Source organism: Streptomyces sp. JNUCC 64, assembly GCF_054484115.1.
This window is the reverse complement of sequence record NZ_CM137015.1, coordinates 4,544,823-4,560,038: the sequence shown is the minus strand read 5'-3', so window position 1 is coordinate 4,560,038 and position 15,216 is coordinate 4,544,823. Positions and strand designations below refer to the sequence as shown.

Sequence of the window (15,216 nt, the reverse complement as noted above, 5' to 3'; positions counted from 1 at the left end):
CGCCATGTACCACTCGGTCACCCGGACCGGCGACGACCCGTACCGCATCACCGTCACCCCCGAGCGCCTCGACGGACAGCTGCGGCGGCTGCGGCGGCGCGGGCTGCGGGGGGTGAGCGCCCGGGAGCTGGTGGCCGCGCGGGCGCGCGGCCGGGCGCGCGGGCTGGTCGCGCTGACCTTCGACGACGGATACGCCGACTTCCTCGACCACGCGCTGCCCGTGCTGCGCCACTGGGGGTGCGGGGCGACCCTGTTCGTGCTGCCGGGGCGGCTCGGCGGCGACAACGCCTGGGACCCGCTCGGCGTCCGGAAGCCGCTGCTCACCGCCGACGGGGTGCGCGCGGCGGCGGCGGCCGGGATCGAGATCGGCTCGCACGGGCTGACCCACCTCGATCTGACCCGGGCCGACGACGCCACCCTGCGCGCCGAGACCCTCGACAGCCGGACCCTGCTGCGGGAGCTGACCGGTACCGAGGTCACCGGCTTCTGCTACCCGTACGGCACCGTGGACGCCCGGGTGGTCGCTGCCGTCCGCGCCGCCGGTTACCGCTACGGCTGCGCCATCGCGCCCGGTCCGCTCGCCGGTGAACTCGCCCTGCCCCGGGTGCACATCGGCCAGGAGGACACCGGAGTGCGGCTGGAGCTGAAACGGCTGCTCAGCCCGGTGCGCCGCCCCATGCCGTCGTACGCCGGGGCGCCCGTCACCCCCGCGCGCCCGGCGCCCGAACCGGCGCGCGGCAAAAGACCCGGGCCCCCGTCCGGGGCCACCGCCAGCGTCCACGCCCCCGACACGCCCCCGGTCACCCGGACGACCGTCCGCGCCGCTTCCCGCACCGCCCGCCGCACACCACTCACCCCCGGGCGGACCGCCGCCCCGGGACGGGCCACCGCCCCCGGCCGACCGGAGTCCTCGTGAAGGCCCTGCACGTCATCACCGGCCTCGGGGTCGGCGGCGCGGAACAGCAACTGCGCCTGATGCTCCGTCACCTCCCCTTCCCCTGCGACGTGGTGACGCTCACCAACCCCGGTCCGGTCGCCGACGGGATGTCCGCCGACGGGATCCGCGTCACCCACCTCGGAATGACCGGCAACCGCGATCTGCGGGCCCTGCCCCGGCTGGTCGCGCACATCCGCTCCGGCGGCTACGACCTCGTCCACACCCACCTCTACCGAGCCTGCCTCTACGGCCGGATCGCCGCCCGGGTCGCCGGGGTGCGGGCCGTCGTCGCCACCGAGCACTCCCTCGGGGAGGGCCAGATGGAGGGCCGTCCGCTCACCCCCGGGGTCCGCGCGCTGTACCTCGCGGGCGAGCGCCTCGGCCACGCCACCGTCGCCGTCTCCCCCACCGTCGCCGAACGGCTGCGCCGCTGGGGGGTGCCCCGCCAGCGGATCCACGTCGTCCCCAACGGCATCGACCCGGACGCGCTGCGCTTCGACCCGGACGCCCGGCGCCGGATCCGCGCCCGCTACGGACTGCCCGAGGACGCGTTCGTCGTCGGGGCGGTCGGCCGACTGGTCCGGGGCAAGCGCTTCGACCAGCTCGTCACCGCGCTCGCGGCGCTCCCCGACGACGTCCGGCTGCTCGTCGTCGGCGCGGGCCCGGAGGCGACCGCGCTGCGCCGCACCGCCCGTCGCGCCGGAGTCGCCGACCGCGTGGTCCTCACCGGCGAGGCCCGCCCCGCCGACCCCGGCGAAGCCCTCGCGCCCACCCCGGGCCCCCGGCCCGGCCCCCACCCGCGCACCACGGCCGACCCCGCCCCGGACCCCACCGCCCCCGGACTGCCCGCCCTGCTCTCGGCGATGGACGTCCTGGCGTCGCCCTCCCCCGAGGAGGCGTTCGGACTCGCCGTGCTGGAGGCCCTCGCCTCCGGACTGCCGGTGCGGTACGTGGACTGCCCCGCCCTGGACGACCTGCCGCCCGGCGCGGCCCCCGGCGCGGAACGGCTCGCCCCCGGCCCCGGCCCCTTCGCCGAGGCCCTGCGACGGCTCCGGGACGCGGGCCCCGCCGAACGCGTCGTCCCCCCGGCCGTCGCGCACTACTCGATCGCCCGCAGCGCCGAACGCCTCACCGGGGTCTACGCCTCGGTCGTCCGCCCCTGACCACCGCTCCGGCGCCCGGAGGCCCCCGGACGACGAGAGCCGCTGACGCACCCGCGCACCGCGAACCTCGCCCGCCCGGACCGCGCACACGAAGAACACCCGCACCACGAGCCACGCACCACCCGTCACGAGCCACCCACCACACGAACAACGCACCACGCACAACGCACCACCACAGACCAGGGAGACACCGAGAGACATGACCGACGACGACACCCCCGGCGCCCGCCCCCGCCGCCCGGCCCGACTGGCCCGGCTGCGGCGCCTGCCCGTCTGGCTGCTGATCCCCGGCTGCGCGCTCGCCGGAGCCGTGGCGGGCGGCGCCTACGGCAAGCTCAGGCCGCCCGAGTACACCGCGACCAGCTACGTCATCGCCGTGCCGACCGAGAAGTCCGACCCGGCGACCGCCCTCGGCTTCGCCCAGGCGTACGGCCGGGTGGCCACCCAGCTCGCGGTGCTCGGCGACGCGCAAATCGCCGCCCGGGTCCCGGTCGCCGAACTGCGTTCCAGCGTCCGCGCGGCGACCTCCCCGGAGGCCCCGATGGTCGCCATCTCGGCGACCGCCGCCCGGCCCGCGCGGGCCGCCGACATCGCCAACGCGGTCTCCCGGGCGCTGACCATCAACGCCAACCAGACCGAGGAGCGCACCCACGTCCAGCTCCTCCAGTTCTCCCGGGCGACCCGGCCCGGCACGCCCAGTTCGGCCGGTCCCGTGGTCACCACCCTGGTCGGCGCCAGCGCGGGCGGACTGCTCGGCGGGCTGGCCCTGCTGGTCCGCCCCCGGCGGCGCGCCCCGGAGCCCGGGGTGCCCGCGCCGGTGCCCGCCCCGGCCCCGGCGGCGGACCTCCAGCGATGACCCCGTCGGCCACGGCGGCCGGGACGGCGGCCCCCGCCCGCCGCGCCCCGGCCGCCGCCCCGGGCCCGGTCGTCGAGGTCTGCCGGGACCCGGCCGCGTTCGACGCCCTCGCCGACGAGTGGGACGCGCTGTTCGCCCGCGGCCGGGCCGCGACCCCGTTCCAGCACCACGCCTGGCTGCGCTCCTGGTGGACCTCGTACGGCCGCCCCGGACAGCTGCGGGTGGTGCTGGTCCGGGACGGCGGGGACCCGGACGCGGGGAACGGCCGGGAAGGCGGGAGGGGCGGGGAGCTGATCGCGGCGGCCCCGCTGACCCTGGTCCGCCGTCCGCTGCCCGCGCTGGTGCCGCTCGGCGGGGCCGTCAGCGACTACGCGGACGTGCTCCTGGACGACCGCCGCGCCGCCCCCGCCGCCCGCGCCCTGGCCGCCGGGATCGCCACGGCGGCCAAGGGGGCGGTGGTGGACCTGCGGGAGGTCCGGCCGGGCGCCGCCGCCGACCGGGTGTACGCGGCCTGGAACGGACCGAAGCGGCGGCTGGACGACTCGCTGTGCCTGGAGCTCCCGGCCGCCCCCATGGACGAACTGGTCGCCCGGCTCGCCCGCCCCCGCGCCCAGCGGGTCCGCGCCAAGCTCCGCAAGCTGGACGCCCTCGGGGTGCGGGACCGGGTGGTGCCCGCCGCCGAGGTGCCCGCCGCGCTGCGCGCCCTGATCGAACTGCACCGGCTCCAGTGGCGGGGCCGCAGCGTGACGGCGGAGCACCTGCGGCCCCGGTTCGCCGCGCACCTGGAGCGCGCGGTGGTGCCGATGGTCCGCTCGGGGCACGCGGCGGTCACCGAGTTCCGGCTGGCCGGTGCCCCGGGGGAGCCGGACGAGGTGGTCGCCGTCGACGTGACCCTGCTGGCACCCGGTCTCGCCGGGGCCTACCTCTACGGGGCGCACCCGGCGCTGCGAGAACGGCGGGTGGACGTGGCGTCGATGCTGCTGCGCTCCGGCGCGCGCCTGCTCACCGGGGAGGGCGCCGCGCCCGGTCCCCCGGTGCTGAGCCTGCTGCGCGGCGACGAGCCGTACAAGCACCACTGGCGGCCCGAACCGGTCGCCAACCGGCGGCTGCTGATGGCCGGACGGTGGTCCGCACCGCTGCTGACCGCCGCGCTGGGCGACGCCTGGGCCCGCGACCGGGTCCGGCGGGCGCGCCGCGCCCGCCGGGAACGGGCCGCCGCCCGGGCCGCCTCGGAGGGAGGGGGGACACGTGACGGCGGCGGGCCCTGAGGGACCCGCCGCCGTGCTCCGGCCGGCGCTCCGGCCCCCGGCCCGGTGTCCCCACCGGACTCGGACCCGCCGCCCGGTCCCGGACGGACACCCGCCGGGACCGGCCGTGCACCAGGCACCAGACGGACATCAGGCACCGGACGAACACCGGGGACCAGACGAACACCCAAGACCAGACGAACACCCGGCACCGGACGAACGTCCAAGACCGGACGGGCGACACCCGGTCCCGGACGGACACCCGCCGGGACCGGCCGTGCACCAGGCACCGGACGGGCACCCGGGCACCCGCCCCCCAACGCCCCGCCTAGGAAGCCCCCGGCCCCCCGGCCCACCCGGCCGGACCGGCCCAGCCCGGCCAGCCACCCGGGTCAGCGGACCCTCCGGAGCCCCGGGAAGCCCCGGAAGCCCCCGTGCCGCCGGAGATCCCGGCGGCCCCGGGCACCCCGGGAACCTCCGCGACCCCGGGCACCCCGGAGACGTCGGAGACATCGGGGACGCACACCGGCTCCTCCAGCCACTGCTCCAGCCACGCCCCGAGGTCGACGGACACGCACCCGGGCTCCGGGGACTCCGGCTCGGCGGACGGTTCCGGCCCGGCGGGCTCCGGCGGGACGGGCGGCTCGGCGGGCGGCGCGGGCGGCTCGGGCGGGGTGACGACCGGCGGCTCCTGCGGCGGCACCGGCGGCTCCGGCAGCGCCTCGGACATCAGCTCCCGGTAGACGGCCGCGGCCCGCGGATTCGCCGCGCACTGCCACACCCCGTGCGGGCAGTAATCGGTGATGGTCTGGTAAACGGGCGGATGCCGTTCCATCCACTGGAGCATGCTCCGCATGTATTCGGCGTTGTCGCCGTTTCGGAACAGCCCCCATTCCGGATAGGAAATAGGCTTTCCGTGGGCCCGCGCGAAGTCCACGTGGTGCTGGAGTCCGAACGGTTCGCTCACCTGCTCGTCGAAGGTGACGCCGCCGGGCTGGTCGTACGAGTCCATTCCGATGATGTCGACCGTGTCGTCACCGGGGTAGCACGCCGTCCAGCCGATGGCGTCGCGTCCCCGGCTCGGCGCGAAGTCGAAGCGGAACGCCTGGCCCGGCACCGAACGCATGGTGGTGACGATCCTGTTCCAGTACCTCTTCCACATGACCGGGTCCGGTCCGCAGCGGTGGCCGTACGTGGTGCCGTTCATCTCCCAGCCGAGCACCAGGACCGTGTCCTGGAGGCCGAGGTCCACCAGCCGCTGGGCGAGCATCCGGAAGTGCAGGTCGTTCCAGCCGATGGCGCCCCGCCACAGGTCGGAGCGGACCTGGAAGTCACTGAGCCGCTGTTCGTTGCGGGCCGACATCGGCACGTTGAGGACGAATATCCGGTCGGGCCCCGCCTGCTTCCACCCCGCCCAGTCGGCCAGGAAGTCGACCTGGCCCTCGATGCCCGCCCAGCTGTCGCCGGGCAGGTAGGTGTGGCCGACGCGCAGCTCCGCGCCGCCGAGCCACTGGCTCAGCTCCGCCATCCGGGCCACTCCGCGCGGCCCGTAGTCCAGGTAGGCGCCGAACGGGGGCCGCTCGGCGGCCGGGGCCGCCTCGTCGACGGCGGGGGCGGCCGTGGCGGCCGGGGCCGCGACCACCGCCCCGGTGACGGCGAGCGCCACCAGGGCGACCACCGCGGACGCCCGGGACACGAGCGGGGCGAGCGCTCTGCGGAACCGGGACGCCCGGTGTTTCTGATAGGCCATGTGCCGCTCCTAGGGGAATTCTCTGCTCGCCTTTTCGGCCTTCCTCGCCCCCGCCTTGAGAAGCTTCCGAGAAACCGGCCCACAAGTATTCCTATTGCGCCGAACGGGGATTCAACCCCGGTGCGGCACCCATCCGCCCGCTTGGGTGAGTGAATCGTGGAGGCAAGCCGTGTCGCTGCTGGACCCGGACGTTCCCGCCGTACTCCTGCGCATCGACCGGAACCCCTTCCACCACGGCACCCTCGGCGCGGTGCGCTCGCTGGGGCGGGGCGGCGCGGAGGTCCACGTGGTCGCGGACTGCGCGGCGAGTCCCGTCCGCCGCTCCCGCTATCTGCACCGGGCGCACCGTCCCCCGCCGCCCGGCGCGGACCCGGCCGCCGTCGCCGAGGTGCTGCGCGAGGTCGCCTCGGTCGTCGCCCGCCCGGCGGTGCTGGTGCCGCTGGACGACGCGGGCGCCATCGCGGTGAGCCGGGCGCACCGGGACCTCGCCGGGCCGTATCTGCTGCCGGGCCGTCCGGGCGCCCCCGCCGAACAGGTCGCGGACAAGGCCCGGCTGGCCGAGGTGTGCCGGGCCCTGGACATCCCGCACCCGACCACCCTCGTCCCCGACAGCCCCCGGGCGGCGGCCGGGGCCGCCGAGCGCCTGGGACCGCCGGTGATCGCCAAGTGGAGCCGTCCCTGGCTGCTGCCCCCCGGCGCCGGACTGCGCTCCACCCTGCTGCTGCGCTCGGCCGCCGAGGCCGCCGCCCTGTACCGGCGCTCCGCCGAGGCGGGCAGCCCCCTGCTGCTCCAGGCGTACCTTCCGCCGGGCCCGCGCCGCGACTGGTTCTTCCACGGGTACGCCGACCGGAGCGGAACCGTGCGGGGCGGCGGCTGCGGACGCAAACGGCGTTCCTGGCCGCCGCGCGCCGGGCTCACCTCCGTGGGCCGCTGGACCCCCAACCCCCGGCTGGAGGAGGCCGCCGGGGAACTCGTCCGGGCGCTCGGCTACCAGGGCGTCCTGGACCTCGACTTCCGTCACGACCCGGTGGCCGACGCGTACCACCTGCTGGACTTCAACCCCCGGCCGGGCGCCCAGTTCCGGCTCTTCGCGGACGGCCGGGGCATCGACGTGGTCCGCGCCCTGCACCTGGACCTGACCGGGCGCCGGCTGCCCGACCCGGCGCCGCTGCCCGGCCGCTCGTACGTGGTGGAGAACTACGCCCCGCTGGCCGCCCTGACCGCCCCGCTGCGTCCCGGCCCCGCCGAACTGGCCTGGTGCGCCCGGGACGATCCGGCCCCGGGCCGGGCGATGGCCCTGCTGTGGCCCCGGCACGCCGCCGCCCGCGCCCTGCGCCGCGCCCTCCCCCGACCACGCCCCGACCCACCCCACGCCCCCCGCGCACCACATGCCCCGCACACCCCGCACACCCCGCACACCCCGCACGAGAAAGAGAGCAACCTCTGATGGACGACCTCCTGGTGGTGGGGGCGGGCCCCTACGGCCTGTCGATCGCCGCGCACGCCGCGGCCGCCGGACTGAACCCCCGGGTCTTCGGCCGCCCGATGGCCGCCTGGCGGGACCACATGCCCCCGGGGATGTTCCTCAAGTCGGAGCCCTGGGCCTCCCACCTCTCCGACCCCGGCCGCCGTCACGGTCTGGACGCCTACTGCGCGGAGCGCGGACTGCCCGCCCGGCACGGCGTCCCGCTCCCGGTGCGGACGTTCGCCGCGTACGGGCTGTGGTTCGCGGACCGGGCGGTGCCGGGGGTGGACGAGCGGACCGTCCGGACCGTCAGCAGCTGTCCGGGCGGCTTCGAGGCGGTCACCGAGGACGGCGAGCGGGTGCGGGCCCGGTCGGTGGCGCTGGCCGTCGGGGTGCTGCCGTTCGTGGACCTCCCCGCCCCGCTGGCCCCCCTCGGCCCCGAGCACGTCACCCACAGCGGCCACCACGCCGATCTGACCCGCTTCCGGGACCGGGACGTGACGGTGATCGGCGCGGGCCAGGCCGCCCTGGAGACCGCCGCGCTCCTCGCCGAACAGGGCACCCGGGTCCGGGTGCTGGCCCGGGCCGGTTCCCTCGACTGGAACGGGCTGCCGCCCGCCTGGCGGCGCCCCTGGTGGCAGTCGGCGCGGGCCCCGCACAGCGGTCTGGGCTGCGGCTGGCGCAACTGGTCGTACAGCGAGCTGCCCGGGGCGTTCCGACGGCTGCCGGAGGCCACCCGGGCCCGGATCGCGGCGACCGCGCTGGGCCCGGCCGGGGCGTGGTGGCTGCGGGAGCGGTTCGAGGGGGCGGTGGAGGTGCTGGCGGGTCACGAGACGGTCCGCGCGGCCGTCACCGGGGGCCGGGTGCGACTGGAGGTCCGGGGCCCGTCGGGCGCGGTGGAGCCGCTGCTGACGGACCACGTGATCGCGGCGACGGGCTTCCGCGCCACCCGCGAGCGGCTGCGCGTCCTCGCCCCCGATCTGCGCGACGCCCTGCTGCCCTGCGCGGACGGCTCCCCGGCGGTGGGCCGGGAGTTCGCCTCGTCCTGGCCGGGCCTGTTCCTGGCCGGGCTGGTCACCGCCTCCGCCTTCGGCCCGGCGATGCGGTTCGTGTACGGCGCCTCGTACACCGCGGACCGGCTGGTGCGGGGCGTGCGACGGCATCTGCGCCGTCATCCCCTGGAGGCCGGGCAGCCGCTGGTCCCGGCGCCGGGCCGCCCCACGGCCCGCGACGGCGCCCCCGCCCACCCCTGACCGGACCGACGGACCCGACCGGCTGGGAGGATGCCCCGATGAGCGACGACGGGACACGGGACGCCCTCCTGGCCGAGGCGGTCCGGCTGCGGGAGGACGGACGGCGCGAGGAGGCCCGCGCCCGGCTGCTGGAGCTGTCGGCCGCGCACCCGGACGACGCGGAGGTCGCGTACCAGACGGCGTGGGCGCACGACGTGCTCGGCCTGGAGGCGGAGGCCGTCCCGCACTACGAGCGGGCGCTGGCCCTGCCCGGCCTCGACGGGGAGGACCGCCGGGGCGCGCTGCTCGGCCTCGGCAGCACCTACCGGGTGCTCGGCCGCTACGAGGACGCGGTGACGACGCTGCGGGCGGGCGCCGGGGAGTTCCCCGACGAGGGCGCCCTGCGCGCGTTCCTGGCGATGGCCCTGTTCAACACCGGCGCCCACCACGAGTCGGCGCGGCTGCTGCTGGAGCTGCTCGCGGAGACCAGCGGGGACCCGTCGGTGCGGGCGTACCGGGAGGCCATCCGGCACTACGCCCGGGACCTCGACGCGTTGGCGTGAGGTCCCGGGCGTAGGGGGTGTCTGGATCAGCGCCGGGCGGCCCGGCGGTAGAGCACCCCGCCGCCGAAGAGCAGCGCGGCGGAGGCGGCGGCGATGCCCAGGGTGGTGTCGCCCGCCCCGGTGTCGGCGAGCACGGGGGCGACCGGACGGGCCCGGTGCTCATGGGCGGGGACGACCCTCGGCGGCACGGTGCGGCCGGGGCGTCCGGGCGGGTTGGGGGTCTCGGTGTGCGGGGCCTCGCGGGGCGGGGTGACGGTGACCGGCGGCACGGTCGGCGGCCCGGGCGGCACGGTCACCACGGGCGGGGGCCCGACGGGCGTCGCGACGTTGGCGCAGCTGTTGCCGAACACCGGGTTGAGCAGCGCGACGACGTTCACCGTGTTGCCGCAGAGGTTGACCGGGACGTCCACGGGGAGCTGGCCGAGGTTGCCGGAGAGCGCGCCGGGCGAACCGACGGCGGCACCCGAGGCGCTGCTGCCGCCCGCGGTGGCGACGGGACCGGGGTGCGTGCTGCGGCCCGGCTTGGCGTGCTTGGCGGACTTGGCGTGCTTGGCCGACTTCGGGGGCGCGGCGTGCTTGGGTCCGGTGCGCTTGGGGGCCGCGTGCCGGGCGCCCTGTCCGGACGGCGCGGGGGCCGCCTCACGGGCGGGGGCGGTCCGCTGGGCGGGCAGCTCCCGGGCGGACGGACCCTGGGCGGACGACGGGGTCCCGCTCCCGTTCTGGGCGGCGGCGCCCGGTCCAGGGTCCTGTGACCAGGGCCCGCCGGGGGCGTGCGGGTCGTAGGGGGAGCCGGGCGGGTAGTCGACGGCGCCCGGGTGCGGGCCGCCGTGGGCGACCGTGGGCCCGGTCTCGTTGACGGCCTGGTTGCCGAAGGCCGGGTTGAGGACGGAGGCACCGTTGACGCTGTTGCCGCTGACGTTCACCGGCACCGTGATGGGCGCGGAGACGGTGTTCCCGGAGAGCACCCCCGGTGAGCCGACCGCCGCGGCGCTCGCGTCGGCGGCGAGCGCCTGACCTCCTGGCAGGGACAGGATGCTCGTCGCGGCCGCGGCCGTGAGCACGCCCTTGCTGAGGGCCTGTCGCATGGAAGGGGTCTCCGTTTCGCCGAAGGGACTGGGCGCGCGGGCGCCCGAGAGGGCGCCGGCCCCCGGACCGCGCGAGCGGTTCCGGAGGGCCGGCGGACGGCACGGCCCCGGAGGGCCGCGCCGTCACGGGAGTGCCGTTCGCGTCAGCCGTTGACGCAGACGTTGCCGAACGCCGGGTTCAGCAGCCCGATGATGTTGATGCTGTTTCCACAGACGTTCACCGGGATGTGGATCGGGACCTGGATCACGTTGCCGGACAGCACGCCGGGCGAGCCGACAGCGGCGCCGTTGGCGTTGGAGTCGGCGACCGCCGGGGAGGCGGCCCCCATGGCCAGGAGGAGTCCGGCGACCACGGCCGCCGTCTTCTTGAGCTTCACGTGTTTTCCCTTCTCTACGGTCAGGCCGATGTGTCGGACGAACCGAGCGGGCCCGGATTTCGGGAAACCGCGCCATGACCGATGGACTGCCCAACGATCAGGAGCGGACGAGGAAACCGCGAGCGGCGCTCTTTTCCACGACATTCACCCGAACAACCCGAATCACCCGTACCACGGGGCACGGGGAGGGTCGTCGGGGCCGGTGAAACGTACGGGGCCGGAATTCCCGGGAAAGGGAGGGCGCGGGCCCGGGGAGAAGGGCGGGAGGGAGGGGAGGAAGAGGAGGGAAGGGGCCGGGTGGGCCGTGCGGCGCCGGACGCCGCGCCTCCCGGACGGGAGGGCGGACGACCGGTGCCGTACGGCCCGCGCGGCGGTCTCGCGACCGGTGCGGGTCAGCTGTTGCCGACGCCGTTGCCGGAGAGGACCGGGATGTCGCTGAGGATGTGCGACAGCGGCTCGTCGCCCTTGATCTGCGAGGAGTTCTCGGCGCACTGCTGGTTCTGCGGGGAGGAGAGGACGTTGACGTCCTGCACCGTGATCGGGATGAGGCCGATGAGGGAGCCCAGGTTGGCCTTGACCGGCACGCCGAGGCAGAGCTTGTTGAGCGAGCCCTGGACGGCGCCGAACTGCGGGCTGCCGTCGCCGTGGGTCTTGGAGTTGCCGTAGGCCTGGGTCGACCCGTTTCCGTTGACGGTGGTGGTGCCGCCGTCGTTGCCGATGGCCATCGCGGGAGCGGCGGTGGCGGCGGCGACGCCGACGACGGAGGCGGCGACACCGGCCGCGGCCATGACCTTCTTGAGCATGCGAGTGTTCCTTTTCTGACCTGGTTGCTGGTGCCTGCTGGACAACTGCCGCGCACCGGAATAGTTGCGGGTCTTCACCCGGTCGGCCCGGGTCACCCGCACGGCGCAACGGATCGGCGCCTTCGGGGCCGTGTGACGGGTTGACGACGGAAATCGGAAATCCGCGCGTCACATGCCCCGGGCGGAGCGCGTCTGATTATCCTTTCGGCCGGTTCTGTCCAGAACGCTGCGCCGCCCGCGGAACCTCGGGAAGACCGGAATTCCTCCGTCCCCGGGGAATCCGTCCGGGGCGGGCTCGAAAGGGATTCCGTGAAGCGCGTGATCGACGAGAAGGACACCTCCCCGGAGGGCTCCGGACGCCCCGGGCGCTCCGGGGACTCCAGGGGCTCCGGAGGCTCCGGGTGGTCGGAGCGGGAGCTGCGGCTCGTGGAGCGGCTCGCCGCCGTCCACGAGGAACTCGACGCGCTGCACAAGGAACGGGCGGCGCTCGTCGCCTATGTGTCGCGGCTGCACGCGGGACGGGTCAGCGCCCCCGATCCGGCGGGGGTGCGCACCGTGCGGATCGACACCGCGGCGGGCCGTCTGACCTGGCGGATCGCCCCGGACGACGCGGACCTCGTCACCGAGGACGGCGGAGCGGGCGGGGACGGCGGCGACGGGGAGCGCCCGGCGGCGCGGGGCGACACCGTGACCCGGCTGTCGTTCCTGCATCTGCACCGGCGCCCCAACCGTCCGGTGCGGCTCAAGGAGGCGGGCGCGTCCTCCTCGTGAGGCCCGCTTCATCCATCGGAGTGAAGGGCAGCAACCAAGACCTGCGGCGGAAGTTGGGCAGGGGGCTCCGGGACGGGCTGAGCGCCACGGGACCGGCGCTTCCGGTGGTCGCCACCGTGACCACCCCGGGAAGCGACACAGCGAATCACGACGCGCGGCTGACGCCCAGCTCGCGAACAGAGACGTACTGAAGGGGAATTCCCGTGCTCAAGAAGGTCATGGCCGCCGCCGCCCTCTCCGCCGCCGCCATCGGCGCCTCCGCCGCCACCGCCGCCCCGGCGATGGCCATCGGCAACGACGCCGGCACCACCACCGTCAACGGCAACGGCGCCACCCAGGCGTACGGCAACTCCGCCACCCACGGCAACTGGAGCCCGCAGTTCGCGCTGGTCCAGGGCTCGCTGAACAAGCCCTGCATCGGTCTGCCGGCGAAGGTCAACGCCGGTTCGCTGATCGGTCTGCTGGTCCCGATCACCGTCCAGGACCTCAACGTCCTGTCCTCCCCGCAGAACCAGCAGTGCGTGGAGAACTCCTCGCAGGTCAAGGGCGACGAGCCGCTGTCGCACCTGCTCAGCGACATCCCGGTGCTCTCGGGCAACGGCGTCGGCAACAACTGATCCTCCGCCGCACCGCACCGGAGCGGGCCGCCGTGACACCACGGCGGCCCGTTCCGCGTTCCCGGGCCCGTTCCGGTCGGCGCGCGGATCGGCGTGCGGGGCGGTGTCCGTCCGGCTCACCGGGGCCAGATCTCCCGGTGGACCAGCGCGTCCCACTCCGGGTCGGGGCGCCCCGGCACCGTCCGGCCCGTCCGTCGCCACTCCCGCGCCAGCCGCAGGTACTCCGGCTCCGGGCCGCCGGGACCCGATGGCCCGGGGCCGGGCCGTGGTGGTCCGGGGGGCCTCGACGACCGGGCCGGACCGGGCGCTCCGGCCGGTCCGGCTGGTCCGGGTGACCCCTGTGGCCCCTGCGGCCCCTGCGGTCTCTGGGGTGCCTGCGGTCTCTGGGGTCCCGGTGGGCGGCGGCTGACCGGGATCAGTCCGCGCCGCCAGCCGCCGTCCCCGCCGTCCCGTTGACCGGGTTCGTCCCGTCCGTCGTCCTGTGCGTCCGTCATGCCCTTCCAACGCGTGGACCGGCGTCCGTGACATGGGTGGCGCCCCCGGTGCGCGCGGGCGCTCCGCCATTCGGGTCAACTGGCGCAACCCCCGCCTCGAACACGCAGTTGATCATCATGCGGCTCCGAGACCCAGGGGCCCGCTCTCGAAAGGGTGAGAATCATGAAGAAGCTGTGGGCAGCCGCGGCCGTCGCCGCCTCCTTCGCCGGGGTATCGGCTGCCGCCGCCCCCGCCATGGCGATCGGCAACGACGGTGGCACCACCACCGTCAACGGCAACGGCGCCACCCAGGCGTACGGCAACTCCGCCACCCACGGGGACTGGAGCCCGCAGTTCGCGCTCATCCAGGGCTCCCTGAACAAGCCCTGCATCGGGCTCCCCGCGAAGGTCAACGCCGGTTCGCTGATCGGGGTCGTCCCGATCACGGTCCAGGACGTCAACGTCCTGTCCTCCCCGCAGAACCAGCAGTGCGTGGAGAACTCCTCGCAGGTCAAGGGCGACGAGCCGCTGTCGCACATCCTGGAGGACATCCCGATCCTGTCGGGCAACGGCGCCGGCAACAGCTGATCGCGTCCCTCCCGGACCACGAAGGGGCCGACCGCGCACGCGGTCGGCCCCTTCCGCGTGCCCCGCCACGGACCCGGACGGCGACCCCGTGAGAGAGTCGTCACCGGATCAGCAGAACGGGGGCGCCCATGACCACGGCCGGAACGACCGCGTACGACCCGCCCGCCACCGCCGCCGACCGCGCGGCGGACGCCGGTCCCGCCGACCTCCCCGGCCTCCTCGACCTCGACGGATACGCCAGCGTCCTCACCGACGTCGCCGCCACCGGGCGGCGGCTCACCCGGGACGAGCTGACCGCGCGGCGCGCCCTCGGGGAACGGGCCGCCGAGGCGGGGCTGCGCATCCGGCCGCTGATCGCCGCGCACCTCGCCGCCACCCGCGCCCACTGGCCGCTGACCGGCGGCTCCCCGGACCGGGTCCTCGCCGCCGTCGAACAGGCCGTGGACGCGGTCGCCGAGGGGTACGAGCGGGCCCAGCGGCTCGCCGTCCGGCAGGAGGCCGCGGCGCGGCGCGAGTTCGTCGACGACCTGCTGTACGGGCGCAGCGACCTGGGACGGCTCGCCGCCCGCGCGGAACGCTTCGGACTGCGGTTCTCCTCCACCCACGCGGTCGCCGTCGCCGCGGGACCCGTCCCGTACGAGGAGGGGGACTCGGTGCCCCGGCGGGTGGAGCAGGCGCTGATCGCCCGGTTCGGGGACCGCGGGGTCCTCGTCACCACCAAGGACGGGCTGCTGGTGTGCGTGGCGCCCGGGGACCAGGACGACGCCCTCACCCACTTCGCCAAGCAGGCGTACGCGGCCACCGGGGGCTCCCGGGTCGCGGTGGGACGGCCCCAGCCCGGGGTCGGCGGGGTGGTCCACTCCTACGAGGAGGCGCTGAACGCCCTGGACCTCGCGGAGCGGCTCGGTCTCGAAGGGCCCGTGCTGCGCGCCGCCGATCTGCTGGTCTTCCCGGTGCTGACCCGTGACCGGCAGGCGATGACCGAGCTGGTGCACCACACGCTGGGGCCCCTGGAGCGGGCCCGGGGCGGGGCGGGGCCGCTGCTGGAGACGCTGACCGTCTACTTCGACGCGGGGTGCGTCACCGCCGAGGCGGCGCGGCGGCTGTCGCTGAGCGTGCGGGCGCTCAGCTACCGGCTGGCCCGGGTCCACCAGCTGACCGGCGCGGACCCCGCCGACCCCGTCCAGCGCTACACCCTGCAGACCGCGGTGATCGGCGCCCGGCTGCTGGACTGGCCGGGACGCCCCTCCGCCACCCCTTGAGGCCCAACCCGCTTCCGTTCGAAGGT

Annotated in this window: 14 protein-coding genes and 1 pseudogene; 11 read left to right on the top strand and 4 right to left on the bottom strand. The window is 76.1% G+C overall.

What is annotated here, in order from left to right; genetic code table 11:
* Positions 1–4 precede the first annotated feature (4 nt).
* The 4 genes and pseudogenes from ACVWNX_RS18940 to ACVWNX_RS18925 all read left to right on the top strand — a co-directional run.
* A pseudogene (locus ACVWNX_RS18940) lies at positions 5–673 on the top strand (polysaccharide deacetylase family protein); the annotation flags it as partial.
* A gap of 239 nt (positions 674–912) precedes the next feature.
* Positions 913–2,100, top strand: coding sequence for a glycosyltransferase (locus ACVWNX_RS18935; RefSeq protein ID WP_454408447.1), 1,188 nt, complete (start codon positions 913–915; stop codon positions 2,098–2,100).
* Between the two features lie 199 nt (positions 2,101–2,299).
* Positions 2,300–2,956, top strand: a complete 657-nt coding sequence (locus tag ACVWNX_RS18930; protein WP_454408445.1) for a lipopolysaccharide biosynthesis protein — start codon at positions 2,300–2,302, stop codon at positions 2,954–2,956.
* Positions 2,953–4,224, top strand: coding sequence for a GNAT family N-acetyltransferase (locus ACVWNX_RS18925; protein ID WP_454408444.1), 1,272 nt, complete (start codon positions 2,953–2,955; stop codon positions 4,222–4,224). The genes ACVWNX_RS18930 and ACVWNX_RS18925 overlap by 4 nt, the downstream gene beginning before the upstream one ends.
* Positions 4,225–4,531: 307 nt before the next feature.
* Here the strand turns inward: ACVWNX_RS18925 and ACVWNX_RS18920 are convergent, their stop codons facing one another.
* Positions 4,532–5,953 carry a glycoside hydrolase family 26 protein gene (locus ACVWNX_RS18920; protein WP_454408442.1) on the bottom strand — a complete coding sequence of 474 codons (1,422 nt, stop codon included), beginning with the start codon at positions 5,951–5,953 and terminating at the stop codon, positions 4,532–4,534.
* Between the two features lie 169 nt (positions 5,954–6,122).
* On the opposite strand from ACVWNX_RS18920, the gene ACVWNX_RS18915 reads away from it, so the two are divergent.
* The 3 genes from ACVWNX_RS18915 to ACVWNX_RS18905 are packed head-to-tail and all read left to right on the top strand — an operon-like array spanning position 6,123 to position 9,213.
* The gene (locus tag ACVWNX_RS18915; RefSeq protein WP_454408441.1) at positions 6,123–7,400 is read left to right on the top strand and encodes a carboxylate--amine ligase; all 1,278 of its coding nucleotides are present in this window, start codon (positions 6,123–6,125) and stop codon (positions 7,398–7,400) included.
* Positions 7,400–8,671, top strand: coding sequence for an NAD(P)-binding domain-containing protein (locus ACVWNX_RS18910; RefSeq protein ID WP_454408440.1), 1,272 nt, complete (start codon positions 7,400–7,402; stop codon positions 8,669–8,671). Before ACVWNX_RS18915 ends, ACVWNX_RS18910 begins: the two co-directional genes overlap by 1 nt.
* A 38-nt stretch (positions 8,672–8,709) precedes the next feature.
* Complete coding sequence (locus ACVWNX_RS18905) at positions 8,710–9,213, top strand: tetratricopeptide repeat protein (protein ID WP_454408439.1); 504 nt, start codon at positions 8,710–8,712, stop codon at positions 9,211–9,213.
* A 26-nt stretch (positions 9,214–9,239) separates the two neighbouring features.
* Here ACVWNX_RS18905 and ACVWNX_RS18900 read toward each other — a convergent pair whose 3' ends face one another.
* The 3 genes from ACVWNX_RS18900 to ACVWNX_RS18890 form a co-directional block, all read right to left on the bottom strand.
* Positions 9,240–10,298, bottom strand: coding sequence for a chaplin (locus tag ACVWNX_RS18900; RefSeq protein ID WP_454408437.1), 1,059 nt, complete (start codon positions 10,296–10,298; stop codon positions 9,240–9,242).
* Between the two features lie 143 nt (positions 10,299–10,441).
* The gene (locus ACVWNX_RS18895; RefSeq protein ID WP_454414837.1) at positions 10,442–10,699 is read right to left on the bottom strand and encodes a chaplin; all 258 of its coding nucleotides are present in this window, start codon (positions 10,697–10,699) and stop codon (positions 10,442–10,444) included.
* Between the two features lie 368 nt (positions 10,700–11,067).
* Positions 11,068–11,478, bottom strand: a complete 411-nt coding sequence (locus tag ACVWNX_RS18890; protein ID WP_454408436.1) for a rodlin — start codon at positions 11,476–11,478, stop codon at positions 11,068–11,070.
* Between the two features lie 318 nt (positions 11,479–11,796).
* Between ACVWNX_RS18890 and ACVWNX_RS18885 the strand changes: the two genes are divergently transcribed.
* The 4 genes from ACVWNX_RS18885 (at position 11,797) to ACVWNX_RS18870 (ending at position 15,190) form a co-directional block, all read left to right on the top strand.
* Positions 11,797–12,249: a hypothetical protein gene (locus tag ACVWNX_RS18885; RefSeq protein WP_454408434.1), complete on the top strand. Its 453-nt coding sequence runs from the start codon at positions 11,797–11,799 to the stop codon at positions 12,247–12,249.
* Positions 12,250–12,452: 203 nt separating this feature from the next.
* The gene (locus tag ACVWNX_RS18880) at positions 12,453–12,866 is read left to right on the top strand and encodes a rodlin (RefSeq protein ID WP_454408433.1); all 414 of its coding nucleotides are present in this window, start codon (positions 12,453–12,455) and stop codon (positions 12,864–12,866) included.
* Between the two features lie 654 nt (positions 12,867–13,520).
* A complete protein-coding gene (locus tag ACVWNX_RS18875) occupies positions 13,521–13,928 on the top strand; it encodes a rodlin (protein WP_454414836.1) in 408 nt (135 codons plus the stop codon).
* A 128-nt stretch (positions 13,929–14,056) separates the two neighbouring features.
* Positions 14,057–15,190: a PucR family transcriptional regulator gene (locus ACVWNX_RS18870; protein ID WP_454408432.1), complete on the top strand. Its 1,134-nt coding sequence runs from the start codon at positions 14,057–14,059 to the stop codon at positions 15,188–15,190.
* Positions 15,191–15,216 lie beyond the last annotated feature (26 nt).